The following is a 22380-nucleotide window of genomic DNA, read 5'->3' as shown; positions in this document are numbered from 1 at the left end:
GCCCTGTTTTGATAGTCAATTCGACAGGCTCGAAAATTGCCTTGTGTGCCGTAAAGAACTGGGAGACAGAAAAACAGCCCAATTCACAAGAGGAGGAGGGTTGTTAGCCCTTAATAATTCCCGTTTTAACTGTATGAGTAAAGAGTGTGGATGGTCTGGAGGCTACCACGAGTTGGATGAACACACGTTATCCTGTTCAAAAAAACCTGTAGATTGCGATTACGGCTGCGGTACAAGTGTACCAGAACCAAAACTTGAGGCTCACAAGCAACAATGCAGAAAACGCCCCTATAGGGAAGGGAACCTTGCCGCAGACTATGAAACAGTTATGGAAGCCAAGCAGCTTGAAACTGAATGCCTTGAGGCAGCAGGTCATCAATCAACACCCCAAAGTAAACAAGAGTTGGCTGATCGTCTTATCAGGCTCTACCCTCTGGTTCTTAAAGCCGCTTTAAAAGGGGCTTCTGAAGCAAATCAGGCAATGTCAATAGCCACCACAACAAGCAGCGTACCATGCTCTTACCAATGTGGTTTTATGGCCAATACTCCCAAGGAACTTCATTCTCACTACACTGAATGTGCCTATAGACCCTTTCCATGCCGCCATTGCACATCAGTAGTACCGAGGAGAGACTTACTCGATCATGAAGAGAAGTGTGAGCAGCGCCCAATAAGTTGTTTTTACTGTACTAGTTACATATTTCAGGGAAGCACAGCGCAGCATTTTCTGGACTGTATCGGTTATCCGGTAAACTGTGTGTTATGCAACCATTATCTGGCTCGGTCAAAGCTCCTGGAGCATCAGGCAACAGCGTGCCCACAAAGGCCTGTAAACTGCGATCGTTGCTTTGAAGCAACCACCGCTGTAGAGCTGGATACACACAAACAGGGCTGCCTATTCATGCAAAAAATTATTCTACCAGTCAGCTCTGCCAATGCTGCCGTCACTCTAGTGCCCCAGCCCAACGCTACCGGTCCTGTTTATCAACCAGAGGGCTGCCAAGGCGATTCATCCGTTATCTATCTGGCTCTGTCACATGAAAAATTTCAGAGATTTATGCACTGCCAAAAAGAGGATATATATGATGATATTCTCAGCAATCCATTATTCATTAGTAAGGACTACATCAAGTGCAGGTACGCTGAATCCCCCAGTACCATATCCCCTTTGTTCCGTAGCTATTATGAAGCATGGGGGCTGAAAGTTGTGCAGCCAATAGATACACGAAAGCATCGTTTCGTATGGACAAATATGGACATTTTGGACACACAAAATCAGAAAATAGCTCATCTTATGCAAGTCCAACCTGCCCCAGATAGCGAGGGGGGAGTAAAAATATGCGTCAACGCTCCTCATGCAAACAACGCCGAGGCTATTCTAAAAAAGAAGGATGAGCAAGAGGCTAAAGTTTTGTCTCATAAATTCCCCTCTGATCTTATGCTGATCCGGCTTCAACACGATAAGAAAAAGCCAGCTTAACCGTCAGTTCAGCCGTGGCCAAAGTACCTTATGGAGCCCTAAAGATGGATTAGGGACTTCATCTGGGTCGAAGCTTAATCCACCAGATAGTACTCAACGGTAGAAATCACACGTACTCGCTTGATATAAGGTGTATTCCGGTCACGGTCGTTAATCTGGAACACGCCCTGGCGGGCAGATTTGATTTTACCCAGTTTGCTCTTGGAATCCTTGGCAAACTTCTCAGCCACTTCCCGTGCCTTCTGGGTTGCTTCTTCAATCATCTTCGGTTTGAGATTATTCAGACCGGTAAACAGAAACTCTGTACGTGCGTTGTAATCGTCAGTGCTGAAAGCAATACCCTGACGCCCCAGTTCCCCCAAATCCTTCATAGCAGCTCGCACCCTTGCCACATCACGGGTGTAAACCGTTACAACCGAGTCGGCGGTGTAGCGATAGCGGATTTTGTCTGAATCCACGTAGTTGTTCGCTTCATTATCAGTGATGGAGGGAGGATTGATGGAAATATCCTCGCGGGAAAATCCTTTGGCAGTCAGGAAGACGATGACCTGCTGGTTCTTCTCATCAATGCTGTTAATCAAGCTATTCAGCTTATTATTTGCCTCCTTAAAACGAATCGGCCAAATTGCAGTGTCGGCTGGTACTTCCTGTTCCGATAACCCTTTCACAACCACTGAGCGATTAAGCGACTTGAACTGCACAATGCCATCGGCCAGCTTCTGACCACCAATGGCTATTCCGACCACAAAGCAAATGCCCAGAACAATTGCAGGCAACATTCTTTCTTTCACAACGTAATCCTTCATTTGTACACCGTGAACCCGAAGCAGTTTAGTATCCAGCCACGTCATTGGTTACAATGGTGTGATTCATTCTTTCCCCGATTTTTCATTATTTATAAGATAAGTCCATGCGCAATCCTCGTATTTATGCCCCTGTCACCTTTGAGGCTTATCAACCTGTCGACCTCCCAGAAAGTGCCGCCAATCATGTTGGCCGGGTACTGCGCATGAAGTCCAGCGACCCTCTTATCCTGTTTAATGGCGAAGGCGGTTGCTGGCAGGCCCGTGTGAATGAAGTGACAAAAAAGCAGGTGCAGGTGGTTCCTCTGGAATATATACCCGGCAACAAAGAATCACCGCTGCATATCTCTCTGGGGCAAACCCTCAGCCGAGGTGAGCGAATGGATTATGCCATTCAGAAAGCTGTGGAATGTGGTGTGACAGAGATCACACCGCTGTTCACCGAGCATTGTGAGGTGAAGCTGAAAAACGATCGTCAGGATAAACGTATGCGCCACTGGCAGCAGGTGATTATCAGCGCCTGTGAACAGTGTGGCCGCAATATTCCACCAGCAATTCACGCGCCCATGCCTGTGAATGAATGGCTGAAAACCCGCACAACCCAGCTCAACTTTGTGCTCCATCATAGAACGGAAAAGGCGCTGTCTGGCTATGAAAAGCCCGAGTCAGTATCACTGTTGATTGGCCCGGAAGGTGGCCTGACTGCCGATGAAATCGCTCAGGCCGAACAGAAGCAGTTCCACCCGCTGGCTCTCGGCCCGCGGGTTTTGCGAACGGAAACTGCACCGATTTCCGCTATCAGCCTGATGCAGTTTCTCTGGGGAGACTGGTGTTAACAACTGGAGCTAAGCAGTTTTTCTTCCAGCTTATCAAGATCAGGGATAACGGCTTCCACTCCGGAGGCCTTCACCCACATTTTAATGACATCGGCAATGTGCTTCTTATCTTTCAGTTGAACTATGTCGTCTGAATCCAGTTTGATAGAGCGGGGAATCCCTTCAACGGGCATAGCGTAGAAAGGTAGTTTACTGTCGCCAGATACTCCATTAATCACAGCAATCCGTGTTTCCGAAGTACGGGGCTGACGCTCACCATTACGGACCAGTTCAAAGGAAACAACAGGAACCTTTTCATCCCGCCATGTCACTTCCCCCAAAAACCACTCTGGCTTGCCTTCAACCGGAACAGGATCACAGTAAGGAATCATCTCAGCAACCACAGTGCCCGGCACCAATAACGTCTCACCAGTGACTGGGACCAGCATAGCCGCTAACTGTCGAATGTTGTCTGCCATGGCTTTTATTCTCCTGAGAATTCTTCATGCTCTTCACCAAGTGTGCCGCAAGTTCTTCCGGTGTTCCTCGCCAGTCATCACAGCCTGCCTCAATAATAGAATCTGGCATTAAACTGCTGGCGCAGGTTTCCGGTGTCTGAATCCATACTGGGCAATTCTGGTCGCGATAAGAGCGCGCTTCGTAGGAGCCGTCTATCCCCATACCCGAGAAAATAATGGCACCGCAGGTTTGTGGCCAGGCGCGGCGCACAGCCTCCATCACTTCATCAATATTCGGACAGTAGGAACCACTCCAGCCTTCATCCAGACAGTGCAGACGATACTTGTCGTCAAAATAAATTTTGTAATCTACCGGTGTCAGTAGAATATCCCCCTCCTCCAACACCAAACCGGGGTTCGCCGCTACAACATTTAAGTAGCTGTGACGGGCAATGGTTGAGGCAAGGGTAGATACAAACTCCCTGTCGATATGCTGTGCGTAGACAAAAGCCACAGGCAGGTCTTCCGGCAGGGCATCCAGAAACTGCTTCACAGCGTTGGGGCCTCCCAAAGACGCCCCTATCACCCACACCCTCTCGGCGGGCTTACCGGAACGTGTGGTTTGTCTTTTCTGGGGAAGTTTGATGGGCCAGGTGACAACACTGGAATCACCTTGATATTCAGCGGTTGCAGGGTCGCGATACGCATTGAGCTTGTTAATCAGCCTCCGCTCCCAACGCAGTTTGTTCTCTTCTGCACTGCTGCCTGCTGATGGTAGCTGAGGCAGGCCGATATCATAAAACACTGGCACCCGTGGAATGTCTACCAGCTGCTCGAATAGCTCGTCATAGCCATCTTCATTCTCAAGATCCACCAGCCAGACTCGCACGACAGGAGATTCCAGCAAACTCGCGCTACAACCTTCTGGAGGAATATTGGCCACAACAGTAAACCCTTTTTCTTCAAGGGTCTGCCGTAATCGCTGCCGGAGCAAAGTTCGATCAGCGATAATGCCAATACCGGTGCGCGCTGTCTTCTCAGTCATGGCGTTTCACGAATCCACCAATGGTTTCCAACAATAACCCTTCCTGGAACGGCTTACCCAGATATTCATTCACACCAATAACCTGTGCCCGCTGACGATGCTTCTCACCGGTGCGAGAAGTAATCATGATGATCGGCAGGTCATTCAGCTCCGGATGATTGCGTACTGCGCCTGCTACCTCGAAGCCATCCATTTTCGGCATCTCGATATCCAGCAGCATAACGGCTGGACGATATTCCTGTAGCAGGGCCATAGCCTCAACACCATCACGGGCTGATACAGTGCGATAACCATTACGTTTCAACAGGCGGCCGGTTACCTTCCGTACGGTAACGGAGTCGTCCACCACCATAACGAGGTTATTTTCCTGCTCGATGGCAGATTCTGCGGGCAGGGCTTTAGCTTCAGAGGTTTGCTGACGGGTGTAACCCAGAAGCAGACCAACAGGATCAAGAATGATAACAACCCGACCATCACCGAGAATCGTGGCACCGCTGACACCGCGCACACTGGCAAACTGAGGGCCGAGGCTTTTCACCACCACTTCCCGGCTGGCTACCAGGCTGTCCACATGAATGGCAACACCGCTGTCACCCGAGCGCACCAGCAACACTGGCAGCTCATGGGTTACGTTATCCAGCTTTGGCATGCGATGGTGCAACAACGCGCCCAGGTAATACAGTTGATAGCTGCGCCCTGCGTATTCCAGCGTCTGCTCATCAGATGCGTAATGGCTCTCCAATTCAAACGGGCTGAGTCGTACAATACCTTCCAGTGTATTCAGGGGAACGGCATACTGCTCGTCTCCCACATTCACCATCAGAGCGCGGTTCACCGACAGAGTGAGCGGCAGGCGAATTTCAAACTCGGTTCCTTGGCCTTCGACGGTATTGATGTCAATGTGACCGCCAAGTTGTTTCAGTTCAGTGTTCACAACATCCATACCCACACCTCGGCCTGAAATCTGGGTCACGTTTGCGGCTGTCGTAAATCCGGGCTGGAAAATCATCTGAGAGATGTCGTTTTCCGAAACATCAGCATCCTCGGCAAGCAGACCCTTTTCAATAGCCTTGGTGCGCACGGCGTCAAGGTTCAAGCCGCGGCCGTCATCTGCGAGAGAGAGCACAATTTCGCCACCCTCACGTTCCAGGTTCAGACGAATCTCACCCGCTTCCGGCTTGCCGTTAGCCACCCTGGTTTCTACAGAGTCTTCAATACCGTGGTCAATAGCGTTCCGCAGCATATGCTCCAGAGGAGCAATCATACGCTCCATCACCGTGCGATCCATTTCCCCTTCGGTGTTCACTACTTTCAGCTCAACCTGCTTTCCAAGTTCGGCAGACACCTGACGCACAATCCGGCGCAGGCGGGGCAGCATACGTTTGAACGGCAACATGCGGGTACGCATTAAGCCTTCCTGCAGCTCCGTGTTGATACGGGACTGCTGGAGCAACAGAGTTTCGGAATCCCGGTTCTTATCTTCCAGTGCATCTTTCAAGTCCATCAAGTCGGTGGCGGATTCCACCAGTGCACGGGAGAGCTGGGTCAGCTCCGAGTACTGGTCCATTTCCAGCGGGTCAAAATCGGGGTGGTCGGCCACATCACCTTCATGACGAGAAAGAATCTGCGCCTGAGTCTCAATATCCAGACGGCGCAGCTGATTCTGCAAACGATCAATGGTGGTGTGTATTTCCTTCAGGGTGAAGTTGAAATCACTGATCTGCTGTTCGATACGGGAGCGAGATATACTGGTTTCACCGGCAAGGTTAACCAACTCATCCAGCAATTCGGCAGACACTCGCACCATTTCCCGGTCAGCCGATTCAGATCGACCGCTGTCTATGGCCTGCAGAATCTCAGCTGCAGGTGCGCTGATGCGCTCATCTCTTTCGCCAACATGAGCTTCTGAGCTTGGGAAAAGAACCACATTATTGGATTCAGGCTGCTCCTTACGCTCTGCAGGAGCCGCCAGCGCATGAAGGATCGTGTCAAAGCTTCTGTGCAGTTCCGTCTGCAAACCTGCAAGTTCACGAATGACAGACGCTTCGGCAGTACCCGACTGTTGAACGTACTGGACATGCACTTCAAAGTTATGGGCACCCTCGCCCAAAGCATTCAAACCAGCCATCCGGGCACTGCCCTTCAGGGTGTGGAGACTGCGCATAAGCAGCTCAGGCCAATCCTGATTATCCGGCTCAGATATCCAGCTGGTAATCTGCTGTTCAATGTCATCAAGCAGATCACTGGCTTCTTCCTTGAAGATATCGATCATTTCCAGATCCAGATCTTCAGGGAGTTCAGCAGCTTCAGTTTTGATTACCGGTTCCAGGGCTGCAGGCTGCTCTTCAGCTTGAACCTCTTCAATTTGAGGTTCTGGCTCCGGATCAGCAGCCAGCTTCATGATTTTGCGAATGTCTTTGCACAGCTTTTTAGCAGGCTCACAGGGATTATGAGAGCGAACTGTACTGAGCATTTCTTCAAGGGTGTCGTGTCCACGGAGCAGCAGGTTGATCAAATCGTTGGACGTTTGCAGACGACGCTGGCTCAGAGCCTCATAAATGGCCTCCAGCTCATGGCTGAGGTCGCCAATGGCTTTGATGCCTGCCATACGTGCACCACCCTTGATGGTGTGCAGGTAGCGTTGCAGCTCTGTCAGTTCAGATAGGTCAGAGTGGTCATCCAGCCAACGATAAAGAGTATTGGTAGCTGCACCCAGATTATCCACGGCTTCATCGAGGAAGATAGCAATAAGCTCTGGGTCACTGTCGTCTTCTACAATGGCAGGAACAGGCTCAGGGGTTACTGGCTCGACGGGTTCTTCAATGGTGTTCAGCTCTTCGACAACCTGAACAATCTCTTCGATTTCCGGCTCGGTTTCAAGATCATCAACCAGAGCCTGCAGTCGAGACAAAACAGACTCAGGATGCACAGGGGTTTGCTGTGCGGCCATCTGATCCACCATATCGACAAGGTGCTCGTGACCAGCAACAAGTGTCTCCAGTGCCGAGTCCGACACAGGCTCAGCTTTGTTACGTATCGCCTGATACGCAACGATGAGCTGCTCGGACACATCGGCAAAGGCATCCTGCTCAACTTCACGGGCACGATCGACCATATCCTGCAGACCGCGCTGGAGAAGGTCGATCAAACCATTTTCTGGTTCTCTGTCCCAGACACGTAAAGCCGGTGCGGAATCAAGGATCAAATCCATAAACCGACTGATAAAGCCAGAGAGAGAAGGCCTGGCCTCAAAGGATTCTACTTCCTTCTGCTGGTACTGTGTAATGCGTTGTTCATAAAGAGCCTGCACATCACCAGCCAGTTCGAGAGCTCCGGCAATTTCCAGATCACGGTGATCACCACTATGAATCTGATCCAGGCTTTCCTGAACCAACAGGCTGGTACGGGTAAGCAAACTTACTACAGACTCGTCGGCAGCAATGCATAAACTACGGAATTCTTTCACGAGATGCTCAAGACCACTCACCAGCTCAGCCAGATGAGTCAGTCCGGCCATACCCGCACTGCCCTTCAGGGTGTGCAGTGCCAACTGCAATTCGTCGCTGATAATCAGTGAAGTATCAGTTTCGTTGAACTGATCGACAAAGGCGTTCACTGTCGCAAGATGTGTGGAAGCTTCTTTTTCGAAGATATCCAGCAGCTCAGAGTCCATATTGGTAATAGACTCTTCCACAGGCTCCGATTCTTGCTCCAGTTCTTGTTTTGGCTCAACCTCGTAGGATGAGTCTTCCAGCAACACCTCTTCAAGAATAATCTCTTCAGAAGTCACCGTTTCAGTTACGATGTCTTCTACCTGCACCTCTTTCTCAACCAGAAGTTCATCGGGAGCGACTGGGGTTTCACCACGGGCCCAGGCATCCGCTTCATCTATCGCCGCCTGAACACCGCGAGTTATTTGCTGGCGGTTATTGGCAAAGTCTTTCACCAACTCAGGCAGCTGTACGATAACCCGATCCACCAGTGCAACAATGGCATCATTACTTGCAATGGTATTATCGAGAATACGGTTGAACATATTTTCGATAGCCCAGCCCAGCTCACCAACAACTGTTGCACCCACCATACGACCACTGCCTTTCAGGGTGTGGAAGCCGCGGCGGAATACAGCCAGTGCTTCCTGATCCTGTTGATTGGCCTGCCAGCGGGGGAAATGTTCCTGCAGGAGTACGCGAACTTCCCCCACCTCCGCTATAAAGATTTCGACGATTTCTTCATCCCAGTCGTCTTCCTCTACAGCAACATCCTCTACAAGTGTTTCAAGAGCAACTTCTTGCTCTTCAATCTCAACCTCATACTGATCTGGTGGGTGATTTTCAAAACCGACAATTTCCAGATCATCAAAGCTCAGCTCAACCTCTTCAGAGGGATTTTCGCTAACTTCGACAGAATCCACTTCAATAGTGATCTCATCTGGGGCAGGTTCTTCAAATGCGCTTTCGTCCAGTTCGAAGTCGATACCGATTTCAAGAGCACCATCACTTTCACCAAGAATAATTTCGTCTTCCGGTTGCTCTGCAACAGCCAGGTCCACGTCATCTGCTACTGTTTCAATCGCAGTAAAACTCAACTTCTCAAGGCTCTCGCAGGCCATATCCAGAATGGAGGCACCCTGTTCATCACCGCCATCACCCAGTCGCTCAAGATAATATTCAGCACCGGTCAACACATCAGCCAACAGCTCCATATCAGCCCATTCAGGGTTGGAATCAGACGACAAAATAACTGTATCAACATAGTCACTGGCAGATTTCACCAGGCTGGAAACACGCTCCTGATTGATGACTTCCAGGCTACCGTAAACCGACGTCAGAATGTTCGGCACTGGTTGCAGGGTGCTTTTATCCCACTGAGAAGCGATGAAGTCGACAATGGCTTCTTTGGCACGACCAAGGCCAGTATATGCTTCTCGAATAACAGTGCGGCGGGCATCCAGCAAATCGGCAGACTCTTCTGCGTAAAGAACACCGCTTACGCGACTATCGGCTATGCCACTCAAAGTGGCTTCCACATAGAGCAGACTACCCGCAATATCCATTAACTGGGTATCGTCGTGTGACTGACTGTTTACGATGGAAGAGAGGGCGTCTACCTGCTCCAAAATAACCTTTCGAGGTATCCCCAGGCCCAATACGCCGAGAGTGTCTGCCACCTGGCGCAGGACTGTGACTTGCCCTTCAAGTGCGGTGTCGTGGGGGTTACGCACAAACAAGTCCAGTGCCTCTTTCACTGACATCAGCTCATCTGACAGAGCCTTAACCACAGAGCCCATGGCTTCACGGTCTGGTCCGCTGAGTTTCTGACGCTCGCGGTTTACGGCTTCTTCATCAAGAAGAGCCTCATCCAGCCGGTATTTTTCCTTTATAGCTAGAGTTTCAGGCGATGTGCTGGCACTCAGGGCGATGTAGTAAAGAGAGTTCTTCAGCAGGTCTTCTGGAGCTGGCTTATTAAACGCCACTGGTCCGCCATTCACTAGAGAGTGTAGAATCTGGTCAACCTGCCGCAGCAGATTACGAACTGTTGGGTTGTTCTGAATGTCACCTTCAGTCAGCGCATGAATCAACCCTAGTGCAACTGGCCAGATATCTTGGGAGGGCAACCCATCACACAGCGCCTCCATCCGGCGAAAAACACGATCCAGATAGTTTTGGCTGGTTTTATCCGCCGGGTTTTTGAAGAAACCCACAAGGGCAAACTGATACATCTGGCGCAGTTTTTTTACCAGCTGTACCAGCGAAGCACTGTTCACCCGATGCAACTCTTCAGAGCTGACCACACTGGTCTGACCACTCAAGTCAGGGCTGAACAGTGATGTTTCAGACAGCAGGCTTTCCCCGCGTGTACTACGCAGATCATTCAAAATCGGGAGAATAACAACGGGAAAATCACGGCGCCCTGCCTGAACTTGCTCAAGATAAGCCGGCAGTTGCAGGATAGCCTGCATCAAAACTTCCAGAGCTTCGTGACGGACGGATAAGGTTCCATCCAGCAATGCTTGAGTGAGCCCCTCTATCTCTTCGGCCAGCAGGGCGGCACCGTAAAACTCCACCATCTCCAGCGTGCCATGAATCTGGTGAATATAGTTCTGGCAGAACCTCAGTCGTGTATCGTCCTGTGGGTTCTCAACATAGGCTTCCAGAGACTGGCGCGCCTGAGTCAGAGTGTCGGTGATTTCTCCTCGCACCCAATCCAGCGCAACCCAATCCTGAGACTGTCCGCCATGATCCGTCAGGCTTTGGTCACCTGTATCGCGGTGATCCCCCATAGTCGCTCCTGTCTACCACGATCATGCCGTGGCATTGCTGATTATTTTTTCACATTCTTTTTTGCAGGCTTTGTTCACAACCTGCGCCTGACAAAAGCCAGTGTCTGGTCATTCTCCACTGCTTCCAGTTCCGGGTATTGCCAGTTGGTTATTTCTCCGGGGCCGAGAACAAGAAGGCCTCCGGGAGAAAGGCGTTTCACCAGTTGTTCGATAATGGCGATACGTCGCCAGCGGCGAAAATAAATCAAAAGGTTCTGACAAAAGATCAGATCCATATTCCTCATGGGAGCACGGTCCAGGTCGAGCACATTCACCCGTGCAAAACAAACCCGTTCCCGTAAATGCTCAACAACCTGCACCCTGCCCGAGCCGGCTTTCTGAAAAAATTTGTCCCGCAATGCCGGTTCGAGAGACGACACCTCCCGTTCCTTGTAAACCCCTTTGCGACCGTGAGCCAACGCGCCAAGGCTGATATCCGTTGCTGTCACCCCAAAACGCACCAACCGGTTTAATGTACTGACCTTGTTATTTATCAGCATGGCCAGTGTCCAGGCTTCCTGGCCGGTTGAACAGCCTACACTCCAAGCCTCGATAGAACGTTTATCTGGGTGCTCCAGCAAAGTATCGAGATAATTTCGGACAACATCACAAGAGGGAAAATGGCGGAAAAAGCGCGTTTCCCGCACCGTCAGATTTTCAACCAACGTCGTCCATTCCAGGCTGGAAGAGGGTGCATTGATCAGGTTGAGATATTCATCGTAGTTGCGTAGCTGAAGCTCGTGCATGCGCCGAACCAGCCCCGCTTGAAGAATCGAGCGGTGCTGCCAGGAATAGTAATTCCCGGTGCGTTCTTCGAGGAGAGACTGCCAGCACTCAAATTGATTGCGGGTAAGGTCTGGCAGTCTCTCTGTCATCCATGTTGGTATCTGCATTACACCTGCGTAAAGGTCTCGTTTTCAGTGACAACATCCTCGTCAGTCTCTGGCAGCTTGAAGCCGGATACGGACTCACGCATGTCACCCGCCATGTCTGCCAGGTTACCGATGGACCGTGCAGTCGCGTTGGTACCGGAAGACGTCTGGGTGGTAATTTCCTGAATTACGTTCATCGTGTTAGAGATATGACCAGCAGAAGACGCCTGCTGACGTGCAGCTCCGGAGATATTGGCGATCAGTTCAGACAACGAGCGGGATACCGTTTCGATCTCTTCCAGAGACACACCCGCATCCTGTGCCAGACTGGCACCGCGTACGACTTCCGTAGTGGTCTGCTCCATGGAGATAACGGCTTCGTTGGTATCGGTCTGGATAGTTTTCACCAGTGCTTCAATCTGCTTGGTTGCCGCCGATGCACGTTCCGCAAGGCGCTGTACTTCGTCCGCAACCACTGCGAAGCCTCGACCTGCATCACCGGCCATGGAGGCCTGAATTGCGGCGTTCAATGCGAGAATGTTGGTCTGGTCAGCAATGTCGTTAATCAGGGATACGATGTCACCGATTTCCTGGGAAGACTCACCCAGTCGTTTAATACGCTTGGAGGTGTCCTGAATCTGTTCGCGGATAGTATCCATACCCGAGATGGTGTTTTGTACAACCTCGTTACCCTTGTTCGCCAGCTCTACCGAGCGATCCGCTACCGCAGAGGATTCCACAGCGTTGGCAGATACCTGGTCGATGGATACCGCCATCTCGTTGATCGCCGCAGACGCTCCGGCAATTTCCTGAGCCTGGTGCTCCGCTGCTTCGGCGAGGTGGTGAGCCGTGTTCTGGGTTTCATCCGCCGCACCAGATACAGACTGTGCGGTCTGGTTGATGGTATCTACCAGAGTACGCAGCTGTTCGATGGAGAAGTTGATGGAGTCGGCGATCGCACCGGTAAAGTCTTCGGTTACTGTTGCAGTTACGGTCAAGTCACCGTCTGCGAGGTCTGCCAGTTCGTCCAGCAATCGCAGAATAGCGACCTGGTTAGCTTCGTTGCTGGCAGCCGTTTCCTGCAGACGAACACGGGTTGTACGAACCATGTTCCAACCGATAAGCAGAGCAGAGAGCAATGCCAGAATACCGGGAGCCAGCACTGTGTACTCGTTACCCTGCAGAATGTCACGTTCATCTGCCAGGAGTTCGAAAGCATTGGTCAGGTTGGAGGTGTCTCCCAGCAGCTCCTGAGAGTCTACGAATATAGAGTCAGAAGCTTCACGTACCAGAAACAATTCCGGAGACGTTTCCAGAATTTCGTCCACGGAGCCAGATACGAATTCAAACAGATCGGAAACTTCTGTGAGCAGGTCGATAACGTCTTCGTCTTCAACCTTGTCGATGCCCATGGCGAGGTTGCCTTCCAGCATACCGTTCAGTACACGACCAAACAGCTTGGCGTCACGACCAAAACTGTCAGCCGCCATAACTGCGTTTTCACCACCTTCCAGAACCCGGGCGATGCTGTTTACGATACGTTCTGCACGCAGTGACTGCTCTTGTGCGATAACTACCTGGCCTGCAGAGGCTTCAGTTTCCAGAAGAATCTGTACAACTTCGTCGTATTCGATCTGCAGCTGAGGGATAGTCTCAGACAGGGTTGCTGCTACATCGTGCAGGGCCAGTACGGTTTCTTCGTTACTGATGATGTTGTCGGTATTCTCCCGCACCAGACTCCAGGTCGCAGAGAGGTCAGCCATGTTCTCACCCACAAGACCTGGCTGACTAGAGGCCGCAGGCAGATCCATTTGGGCATCGCCACCAGCCAGAATATCGTAACGGCGCTGGAACTCTCCCCGGGCGTGCTGCAGCAGGCCGAAGGCTTCTTCCTTACCGGATACGGCTTCCGAAGCGTTCTTTGCTATCTGCTGGGACAAAACCCGTAATTCACCCGCGTGGGCAATGTATTCCTTATCGAAGTTTGCCTGTCGGTTGATGTACCAGAAGGCAGCAGCCATGGCGACAAGTGAGACGATTAGGAGACCAAACAAGGCACCTGTGACCTTGTTACCCCCTTTTCCTGAATCGTTGGCTTTCATTATTTTTTACTGGCTCCCGCTAGCCGCAGTGTTCCTTGTTGTTAATGGAGAGACTTCCAGTTGCGCTTTGACATCAGAGCGTTGGCATCAGGCCACAGCACTTCCCGCTGTCCCTCCGGACGAGACCTGCAGAAACCTCTCACTCTTTGCTAAAGCGCGGAAGCTGAGTACCAGAAACTCAACTTCACGACGGTAACTGCCTGCCATACAAAAACGTACGCTCTCTGGCACGTTTGCTGGAATGCTGTCGTTGTATGTTTCCGTTTCAAAATGCTGTAACCCCGAAACCCCATCAACAACAAGGCCACAATACAAATCACCCTGTTCGATCACCAAAACACGCTGCTCCGATGTCTGAACAGGGCGGCTTTCAAACCCGAAAAAACCGGCCAGATCAATCAGCGGCAATAAACGTCCGCGAACGTTTGCTACGCCTTTCACCCACGGGTAAACGCCGGGGATTTCTGTAATGGTTTCCGGGATATGAAGAATTTCATAAACATCATCAAGGGGTGATATATAACGCCGCCCATGAAGCGTAAAGCCGACACCACTCCAGTAGTCTCGAATGTCTTCCTGGGCAGGAAGGCCTGCGGCATGAGTTCTGGCTCTTTCATCAAGCTCCAGCAACAACTCAAAAGGAGAATCCGTGCTCTTCATGCTTTTTATGGTCTTCATAATCGGCTCTTGATGACACCCTCTTGATAAGTACCCGGACCATTGCTTTCGCATAGTCTGGGCACTTATGTCCAGCGATCAGGCTGCCATCACATTTTTCAGGGTGTTGATCAGCTTGCTTTCATCAACAGGCTTGGTGAGATAACCCCTGGCCCCCTGGCGCTCACCCCAAACGCGGTCGGTTTCCTGATCCTTGGTGGTTACAATAATCACAGGAATATCACTGGTGCCCGCACTGCGACTCAGTTGCCGTGTTGCCTGAAAGCCATTCAGTCCGGGCATAACAATATCCATCAAAACAGCATCAGGTTTTTCGACACGACACAGCGCAACGCCGTCGGCGCCATTCTCTGCCTTGAGAACCTCGTGGCCGTTCTTGATCAGCACTTTTTCGAGAATCGCGGTCTCGGTTGGTGAGTCATCAACAATCAGTACTCGTGCCATACTTCCCCCATAAAACAGCTAATAAACACCCCACCACTTATGCGGCAGCAGGGACATATTCTTTTATTGCGTCCAGCAATTCGTCTTTGCTGAATGGCTTGGTCAGGTATTTGTCGGAGCCGACAATTCGCCCTTTCGCTTTATCAAACAGGCCGTCTTTACTGGACAACATAATCACCGGTGTACCCTTGAAATGACTGTTGTTTTTTATAAGCGCACAGGTCTGATAGCCATCAAGGCGAGGCATCATAATATCGACAAAAATCACATGCGGGCGTGAGTCCGCAATTTTGGCAAGGGCATCAAAACCATCAATGGCAGTAATCACCTCACAACCCGCTTTTTTCAGCAATGTTTCTGCTGTGCGGCGGATGGTTTTACTGTCATCAATGATCATGACTTTGAGATTCGCGAATTCTTCACTCATCTTATTGTGTACCTTAATCCCCTGACATGCCTTGAGGGCACAGCCAGCCTTTATTCTGGTTTTAACCCCAAAGAAACCTCAGGGTGATTGTTATTTTTATCGTCTTTTATGACAGATGTATTGTCCGCTTTTGTACCACACATTTTTCTCCATCACCAACCAAAGAAGCTGACTGGATCACATTTAGGCGGTAAGAGCATGCAACAATATCAACGATAGCGGTCGTGTATCTCTTTAACAGTTCCATCGCGTTTCATCTGAGCGACACCATTCTCCGTCTAGAAAATGAAAGGTCATGGCTGCTAGGTTCATGGTCAGTCTTTCGATACACTGTCTGACTATGTTGTGTTATTGCAGTGGATCGCGCACATGAGCATTCGCCTTGGTATCGTGATGGACCCTATTGAGGGCATCAATTTCAAAAAAGACACGTCTCTGGCGCTGCTGTTGGCAGCTCAGAAACGGGGCTGGCAGCTCTTCTATATGGAGCAACAGGACCTGTATCAGGAAGACGGTGTAGCCATGGGTAACATGGCCCCTCTGGAAGTGCGAAACAACCCAGACAGCTGGTTCACAGTGGCCGAGAGAGGCGCTCAGGAGCTGGCCTCCCTGAACGTCATCCTGATGCGCAAGGACCCGCCCTTCGACAATGAATTTATTTACAGCACTTACATTCTCGAACAGGCCGAGCAGGCTGGTACTCTGGTGGTGAACAAGCCATCCAGCCTGCGAGACTGCAACGAGAAGTACTTTGCAACTCTGTTCCCGCAGTGCACCACCAGCAGTATGGTGAGCAGGGATATGGAGACGCTGAAAGGCTTTGCAGCCAAACATGAAGATGTGATTTATAAACCTCTGGACGGTATGGGCGGCACCGCCATCTTCCGCGTGAAAAAAGGTGACCCAAATATCAATGTGATCCTTGAAACGTTGACGAATTACGGTCAGCAGCAGATTATGGCACAGCGCTTCATCCCGGAAATCACCGAGGGTGACAAGCGCATTCTTATGGTGGATGGTGAGCCCATGCCTTACTCGCTCGCTCGCATTCCTAAAAAGGGCGAAACCCGAGGTAATCTGGCAGCAGGTGGCAGCGGTGTGACTCAACCTCTGTCTGACCGTGACCGCTGGATTGCTGAACAGGTTGGCCCCACTCTTAAGGAAAAAGGCCTGCTGTTCGTTGGCCTGGATGTGATTGGCGATTACCTGACAGAAATCAACGTGACCAGTCCCACATGTGTGCGAGAACTGGAACAGGTCGAAGGGGTTGTGATTGCCGACCGCCTGATGGATGTGATTGCTGAGAAGCTCGCAGCCGTATAATCCAAACGCTGCGGTGAAAAGCGCAGGAGCAAAACAATAAAGACGTTTTTCGTGAAGATTCTGGACACTATTCGGTTTAAACCCACGATTGCCATCAGTGCTCTGATCGCAATCGCTTTTCACGGGTTTCTGCTGTACGGGTTAAGTTTTGCACTGCAGGCTCCAGAGCCTCCTGCACGCACTCTTGAAATAACTCTGGCTACATTTCCTTCGGAGAAACCTCCTGAGAAAGCGGACTATCTCGCCCAGGAAAACCAGCAGGGCAGTGGCTCTCTTGATGAGAAAGCCCTGCCTTCCAGCGATGTAAAGGCTGCATTCCAGAGTGATAAGCCCAACACTGTGCAGCTTCAGCAGCAAGAAGCACAGCTGCCTGAATCTCAACCCAAAAAAGCCAAACGTATCACCTCTACGCGCTCGGACACTAAAGTGGCTGCAGAGGATGTTCAGAAGAAACCTAATCCGGTGCCTTCTGAAAAACCACCCAGACCCCAAATTGATCTCAGCAAAGAGATTGCCAGCCTCGAAGCCGATTTCTTCCGTAAGCGCCAGGCTTATGCGAAAAAGCCTGTTGTGCATCGCATCAACTCAGCTTCCACCCGCAAAGCTGATGTGTACTATCAGGAAGCCTGGCGACGAAAAGTCATGCGTATTGGCACCATCAACTATCCTGTTGAGGCGCGAAAAAAGAAGATTTACGGTGAGCTGCGTCTGGCGGTACAGATTCGCCGGGATGGCAGCCTGAAAGGGATCGAAGTGGTGCACTCCTCCGGCCACAAGGTTCTTGATGAATCGGCGAAAAACATTGTGCGTATGTCATCGCCGTTCTCTCCTTTCCCACCCGAGCTACAGGAGTATGATGTGATAGAGATCATCAGAACCTGGCGCTTTGAACCTGGAGATATCTTTGGTGGATAACACCACAACCCAGAACAGCCTTCGTGGCACACTGCTGGTAGCCATGCCACAAATGGACGACCCTAATTTTACCGGGGCGGTGATCTACCTGTGTGAACACAATGAAGAAGGCTCAATGGGTGTTGTGATCAACAAGCCTTTGGATTTGAGTATAAAAATGCTGTTCGAGCGAATCGGTATTCCTTATCACCCCGACGAGGACCCTCGCATGAAGAATGTCTTTCTCGGTGGCCCGGTTGATCACGACCACGGATTTATCCTGCACACCTACGTACCTGATGACCTGAACGAACAAACCTCCATTCCGGTTACCAGTGATATCGCCCTGACTTCCTCCAGAGATATTCTCACCAGCATTGGCGCAGGGGAAGGCCCCAACCTTTCCCTGATCACCCTCGGCTATGCAGGCTGGGGCGCCGGGCAACTGGAGCGGGAACTGGCTGCAAACGTATGGCTCAACAGCCCTGCCGACAAAGCCATTCTCTTCACCACACCTTTTGAGCAGCGGCTGGAACGGGCCGTTGCCAAAATCGGAATAGACCTTAATATGATCAGCCATGAGGCTGGTCACGCCTGATACACATGACAGACACTCTTGAACAGCAGCCTGAAAAACAGGCTACCTACAAATCCGTTATGGGTTTCGATTTCGGAACCCGCAACATCGGCATTGCCATGGGGCAAGCCATCACCCGCACTGCCAATGCCATTACTCCCATTCGGGCCAAAGACGGCATACCGAACTGGGATGAGCTGGGCAAAATTATCGAAGAGTGGCAGCCCGACGCCTTTGTGGTGGGCATTCCCCTGAATATGGACGGTACAGAATCGGAAATGTCCCGCCGCGCCCGCAAGTTCGGCAACCGCTTGAAAGGGCGGTTTAACAAGCCCTGGCATCCGACAGATGAACGCCTCACGTCGTTTGAAGCCAAGGAGTGGGCAGGGCGGTTAGGGCACAAAGGTCACTACGGCAGTGACCCTGTGGATGCCATGGCGGCACAGCTTATTCTTGAAAGCTGGATGAATGGAGAAGGGGCAGAGTTTCTGCCTTCTGGCGAGTAAAAGTGCCAAATACAAATTAAATAGAAGAAATGTGGAGCGCAATGCGCTCCACATTTATACCTCAGCAGGCTCAATTGCCTTGCGATACCGCACTTCCAGCAGACCTTGATACTCTTTTTGAGCACCGTCGGTGGTGAAACCCTGCCGCTCATAAAAGTCTCTGGCCAGTTTGTTTTCACTCAGAACCCATACTCTGGCTTCATGAAAACCCTGGCGGGAAAAATCCGTCAAAGCCTTTGAAAACAATTCTTTCCCAATGCCTTTGCCAATGCGTTCGGGAAGCACATAAATCGCCCAGACCTCGCCAACTCTGTTATCGCAATCGCTGTCACGGCACTTTTCGTAATCAATGAAACCGACAGGCTTACCAGCCTCAAGACAAACAACCGAAGAGAGGGGATTTTCCTTAATATAACCCCCTCGCTCTTCGGCTCTTTTATCCGCATCCAGTGCATTGAGAGTATCATCCGGCATGATGCCTTCGTAGGCATGCTTCCAGCCTTCTATGGAAATTCTGGCGATCTCAAAATCATCTTCAGGAGTGGCTTTCCGATAAAGTCTCATTATGCGCTCCGAACTACGGCTAAAGCTTATAAATGATCATCCTCATCCTGAATACTAAACTCGTCAGAAACCTCATTTAAATGACTTGCATCAGTCTCTGAGCCCAGTTTGATCATCAAGCGCAAATCGTTGGCGGAATCTGCGGAGGCCAGGGCATCCTCATAGGTGATTTCACCGTTGTTATATAACTCATAAATCGCCTGATCGAAGGTCTGCATACCCTGTTCATTGGATTTTGCCATCAACGATTTCAGTTCGTGTACATCCCCCTTCCGAATCATATCCGATGCCAGCGGTGTATTTACCAACACCTCTATAGCCGGGCGGCGGCCTTTTCCATCGGGGGTCGGAATCAGCTGCTGGCCAATAATGCCTTTCAGGTTCAGGGATAAATCCATCCATACATGCTCGTGCTCATCTGCGGGGAAGAAATGAATAATCCGATCCAGAGCCTGGTTTGCATTATTGGCGTGCAGGGTTGCCAGGCAGAGGTGACCGGTTTCCGCGAAGGCGACAGCTTGCTCCATGGTTTCACGGGTACGCACCTCACCGATCATGATTACATCCGGAGCCTGACGCAGTGTGTTCTTCAAAGCTACATCAAAACTGGCGGTATCCAGGCCAACTTCCCGCTGGGTGACAATACAACCTTTATGTTGATGGATAAATTCAATCGGGTCTTCGATAGAGATGATATGGCCTGTGCTGTTGCTGTTTCGGTAGCCAATCATTGAAGCCAGCGAGGTAGATTTACCTGTGCCAGTGCCCCCTGCAAAGATAATCAACCCCCGCTTGGTCATTGCCAGCTCTTTAATCACATCCGGCAAACCAAGGGTGTCTATATCGGGAATTTCTGTTTCAATCCTGCGCAGCACCATACCTGCCAGATTACGTTGATAAAAAGCACTGACCCGGAAGCGTCCTATACCCTGGGCATTGATGGCAAAGTTGCATTCATGCTCACGATCAAACTCGTCTTTTTGTGCTTCTGACATCACTTGAAGCACCGTATCCTTTGCCTGATCGGGGGATAATGGTTGTTTTGTGAGAGGCACAAGACGCCCATTCATCTTCATACTGGGAGGTGTACCTGCTGTGATGAAAAGGTCTGACCCCTTTTTTTCCACCATCAACTTTAACAACGGAGTTAAATCCATAATCTAATAGCCTTGTCGTTATTCTTTCAGCTGTTTTAAAACGAATCTGGATTTTTCGCTTTTTCCTTGGCGGCTTCTACCGAGATCAGTCCTTTATCAAGCAGCTTGCGCAAACAGCCATCGAGAGTCTGCATACCAATGCTGCCGCCGGTCTGGATAGCAGAGTACATCTGGGCGACCTTGTCTTCCCGAATCAGATTACGAATCGCGGGGGTTCCCAGCATAATTTCGTGTGCCGCCACACGACCGCCGCCTTTCTTCTTCAAGAGTGTCTGGGCAATAACCGCCTGCAGGGATTCCGAGAGCATGGAGCGCACCATAGCTTTTTCTTCGGCGGGGAATACATCCACAATACGGTCGATGGTTTTGGCGGCCGAAGTGGTGTGCAGTGTGCCGAACACCAGATGGCCGGTTTCTGCAGCCGTGAGGGCAAGGCGAATAGTTTCCAGATCTCGCATTTCACCTACAAGGATGATGTCCGGATCTTCACGGAGAGCGGAACGCAGGGCGTTGTCAAAACTGTGGGTATCCCGATGCACCTCCCGTTGGTTAATCAGGCATTTTTTAGGTTCGTGTACAAATTCAATAGGGTCTTCAATGGTGAGAATGTGGCCATAGTGATTTTCGTTGATATAGTCGATCATTGCCGCCAGCGTTGTTGACTTACCGGAGCCTGTTGGCCCCGTGACCACACATAATCCCCGAGGGTTGTTGGAAATATCCTTAAACACCTGCCCCATGCCAAGGTCATCCATACTAAGAACCTTGGATGGGATGGTACGTAGCACAGCGCCTGCGCCGCGCCCCTGATGAAATGCATTAACACGAAAACGCGCCACACCAGGTACATCAAAGGAAAAATCGGTTTCCAGATGCTCTTCGAAATCCTTACGCTGCTTATCGTTCATAATATCGTAGATAAGTGCATGGACCTCTTTGTGGGAGAGGGCAGGGAGGTTGATCCGCCGTACATCACCATCAATACGAATCATCGGAGGAAGACCTGCTGACAGATGCAAGTCGGAAGAACCCTGTTTAACCCCGAAGGCCAGAAGTTCGGTAATTTCCATTAGCTCTCCTCAAGAGCAGCCTGTTATGAGGTATTGTTCAGGCTGCAGTTTTTCTTCGCTTTATAATCTTTTTAGTTAAGATGCAGGTGACAGTACATGCTACCCCTGCAAACATAGAATTTTTGAAGATACTACACGGCAATGAGTTCAATAGAAACGCGCATACAGAAGACCCGTGAACACATTCTCGAAGTGGCGACAAAGTGCGGACGCAGCGATGAGGTTCAGCTTCTCGCAGTCAGCAAAACCAAGCCTGCTGCAATGATTCGCGAGGCCTGGACAGGTGGCCAGAGAGCCTTCGGTGAAAACTACGTTCAGGAAAGCGTGGATAAAATTCAGGAGCTTTCCGACCTTGAAGGCATTGAGTGGCACTTCATCGGCCCGATTCAATCTAACAAAAGTCGCCTGGTTGCAGAGAACTTCAACTGGGTACACAGTGTCGACCGGCTCAAGATTGCCCGCCGTCTCAGTGAACAGCTCCCTGATGGCAAAGCGCCCATCAACATCTGCCTGCAGGTAAATATTGATAATGAGCCTACAAAATCTGGTTTCTCAGCAAGCGAAGTTCTTGCTGCGGCGCAAGAAGTGATTGCTCTGAAGGGTGTTAAACTGCGAGGGCTGATGGCGATCCCTGCTCCCAGTGAAAATAAGGCACAGCAAAAGCGCCCCTTCAAAGCCATCCGGGCATTGATGGATCAGCTCAAGGCGGCGCACCCCGAGCAGCAACTGGATACCCTCTCCATGGGAACAACAGCTGATCTGGATGCGGCTATCGAAGAAGGGGCGACCATCGTGCGTATTGGTACTGCTCTTTTCGGCGCACGGGATTACTCCAACAAATAA

Annotated in this window: 19 protein-coding genes; 7 read left to right on the top strand and 12 right to left on the bottom strand. The window is 50.7% G+C overall.

Annotation, left to right across the window (positions count from 1 at the left end):
- On the top strand, window positions 1-1480 hold a 1480-nt coding region (locus tag E1189_RS18640), incomplete at its 5' end, for a hypothetical protein (protein WP_230460515.1).
- 74 nt (window positions 1481-1554) lie between these two features.
- On the opposite strand, the gene E1189_RS18635 is transcribed toward E1189_RS18640, so the two are convergent.
- Window positions 1555-2286 (bottom strand): SIMPL domain-containing protein, encoded by a 732-nt coding sequence (locus tag E1189_RS18635; protein ID WP_230460514.1) that lies wholly within the window; start codon window positions 2284-2286, stop codon window positions 1555-1557.
- A 104-nt stretch (window positions 2287-2390) separates the two neighbouring features.
- Between E1189_RS18635 and E1189_RS18630 the strand changes: the two genes are divergently transcribed.
- On the top strand, window positions 2391-3119 hold the full coding sequence (locus E1189_RS18630; RefSeq protein ID WP_155162301.1) for a 16S rRNA (uracil(1498)-N(3))-methyltransferase: 729 nt from the start codon (window positions 2391-2393) through the stop codon (window positions 3117-3119).
- Here the strand turns inward: E1189_RS18630 and E1189_RS18625 are convergent.
- The 8 genes from E1189_RS18625 to pilG all read right to left on the bottom strand — a co-directional run bounded on the left by E1189_RS18625 (window position 3116) and on the right by pilG (window position 15446).
- Window positions 3116-3577: a chemotaxis protein CheW gene (locus E1189_RS18625; RefSeq protein WP_155162299.1), complete on the bottom strand. Its 462-nt coding sequence runs from the start codon at window positions 3575-3577 to the stop codon at window positions 3116-3118. The genes E1189_RS18630 and E1189_RS18625 overlap by 4 nt on opposite strands.
- Window positions 3525-4601, bottom strand: a complete 1077-nt coding sequence (locus E1189_RS18620; RefSeq protein WP_155162297.1) for a chemotaxis protein CheB — start codon at window positions 4599-4601, stop codon at window positions 3525-3527. Before E1189_RS18620 ends, E1189_RS18625 begins: the two co-directional genes overlap by 53 nt.
- The gene (locus E1189_RS18615) at window positions 4594-10884 is read right to left on the bottom strand and encodes an Hpt domain-containing protein (protein ID WP_155162295.1); all 6291 of its coding nucleotides are present in this window, start codon (window positions 10882-10884) and stop codon (window positions 4594-4596) included. Before E1189_RS18615 ends, E1189_RS18620 begins: the two co-directional genes overlap by 8 nt.
- Before the next feature lie 74 nt (window positions 10885-10958).
- Window positions 10959-11816, bottom strand: a complete 858-nt coding sequence (locus E1189_RS18610; protein ID WP_155162293.1) for a CheR family methyltransferase — start codon at window positions 11814-11816, stop codon at window positions 10959-10961.
- Complete coding sequence (locus E1189_RS18605; RefSeq protein ID WP_155162291.1) at window positions 11816-13897, bottom strand: methyl-accepting chemotaxis protein; 2082 nt, start codon at window positions 13895-13897, stop codon at window positions 11816-11818. Before E1189_RS18605 ends, E1189_RS18610 begins: the two co-directional genes overlap by 1 nt.
- Window positions 13898-13984: 87 nt before the next feature.
- Window positions 13985-14575: a chemotaxis protein CheW gene (locus E1189_RS18600; protein ID WP_196221516.1), complete on the bottom strand. Its 591-nt coding sequence runs from the start codon at window positions 14573-14575 to the stop codon at window positions 13985-13987.
- A 78-nt stretch (window positions 14576-14653) separates the two neighbouring features.
- Window positions 14654-15019: a twitching motility response regulator PilH gene (pilH, locus tag E1189_RS18595; RefSeq protein WP_155162287.1), complete on the bottom strand. Its 366-nt coding sequence runs from the start codon at window positions 15017-15019 to the stop codon at window positions 14654-14656.
- 37 nt (window positions 15020-15056) lie between these two features.
- Window positions 15057-15446 (bottom strand): twitching motility response regulator PilG, encoded by a 390-nt coding sequence (pilG, locus tag E1189_RS18590; RefSeq protein ID WP_155162284.1) that lies wholly within the window; start codon window positions 15444-15446, stop codon window positions 15057-15059.
- Between the two features lie 369 nt (window positions 15447-15815).
- Between pilG and gshB the strand changes: the two genes are divergently transcribed.
- Genes gshB through ruvX form a run of 4 tightly spaced genes read left to right on the top strand, consistent with a single transcriptional unit; the run spans window position 15816 to window position 18746 of the window.
- Window positions 15816-16769 (top strand): glutathione synthase, encoded by a 954-nt coding sequence (gene gshB, locus E1189_RS18585; RefSeq protein WP_155162282.1) that lies wholly within the window; start codon window positions 15816-15818, stop codon window positions 16767-16769.
- Window positions 16770-16820: 51 nt separating this feature from the next.
- Window positions 16821-17684, top strand: coding sequence for a TonB family protein (locus tag E1189_RS18580; protein WP_155162280.1), 864 nt, complete (start codon window positions 16821-16823; stop codon window positions 17682-17684).
- Window positions 17677-18261 carry a YqgE/AlgH family protein gene (locus E1189_RS18575; protein ID WP_329602113.1) on the top strand — a complete coding sequence of 195 codons (585 nt, stop codon included), beginning with the start codon at window positions 17677-17679 and terminating at the stop codon, window positions 18259-18261. The genes E1189_RS18580 and E1189_RS18575 overlap by 8 nt, the downstream gene beginning before the upstream one ends.
- Window positions 18262-18266: 5 nt before the next feature.
- Window positions 18267-18746, top strand: a complete 480-nt coding sequence (gene ruvX, locus E1189_RS18570; RefSeq protein ID WP_155162278.1) for a Holliday junction resolvase RuvX — start codon at window positions 18267-18269, stop codon at window positions 18744-18746.
- Between the two features lie 54 nt (window positions 18747-18800).
- Here ruvX and E1189_RS18565 read toward each other — a convergent pair whose 3' ends face one another.
- From E1189_RS18565 to E1189_RS18555, 3 genes are read right to left on the bottom strand one after another with little or no spacing between them, the layout of a single operon-like run.
- Window positions 18801-19310 carry a GNAT family N-acetyltransferase gene (locus E1189_RS18565; RefSeq protein WP_155162276.1) on the bottom strand — a complete coding sequence of 170 codons (510 nt, stop codon included), beginning with the start codon at window positions 19308-19310 and terminating at the stop codon, window positions 18801-18803.
- 26 nt (window positions 19311-19336) lie between these two features.
- The gene (locus tag E1189_RS18560) at window positions 19337-20467 is read right to left on the bottom strand and encodes a PilT/PilU family type 4a pilus ATPase (RefSeq protein ID WP_155162274.1); all 1131 of its coding nucleotides are present in this window, start codon (window positions 20465-20467) and stop codon (window positions 19337-19339) included.
- 35 nt (window positions 20468-20502) lie between these two features.
- Window positions 20503-21537: a type IV pilus twitching motility protein PilT gene (locus E1189_RS18555; RefSeq protein ID WP_155162271.1), complete on the bottom strand. Its 1035-nt coding sequence runs from the start codon at window positions 21535-21537 to the stop codon at window positions 20503-20505.
- A 141-nt stretch (window positions 21538-21678) separates the two neighbouring features.
- On the opposite strand from E1189_RS18555, the gene E1189_RS18550 reads away from it, so the two are divergent.
- Window positions 21679-22380: a YggS family pyridoxal phosphate-dependent enzyme gene (locus E1189_RS18550; protein ID WP_155162269.1), complete on the top strand. Its 702-nt coding sequence runs from the start codon at window positions 21679-21681 to the stop codon at window positions 22378-22380.

The sequence above is a fragment of the Parendozoicomonas verongulae genome, assembly GCF_009711465.1.
In the GTDB taxonomy this organism is placed as follows: domain Bacteria; phylum Pseudomonadota; class Gammaproteobacteria; order Pseudomonadales; family Endozoicomonadaceae; genus Sansalvadorimonas; species Sansalvadorimonas verongulae.
Note: the sequence above shows the minus strand (reverse complement) of the source record. Positions and strands in the feature narration are given on the sequence as shown.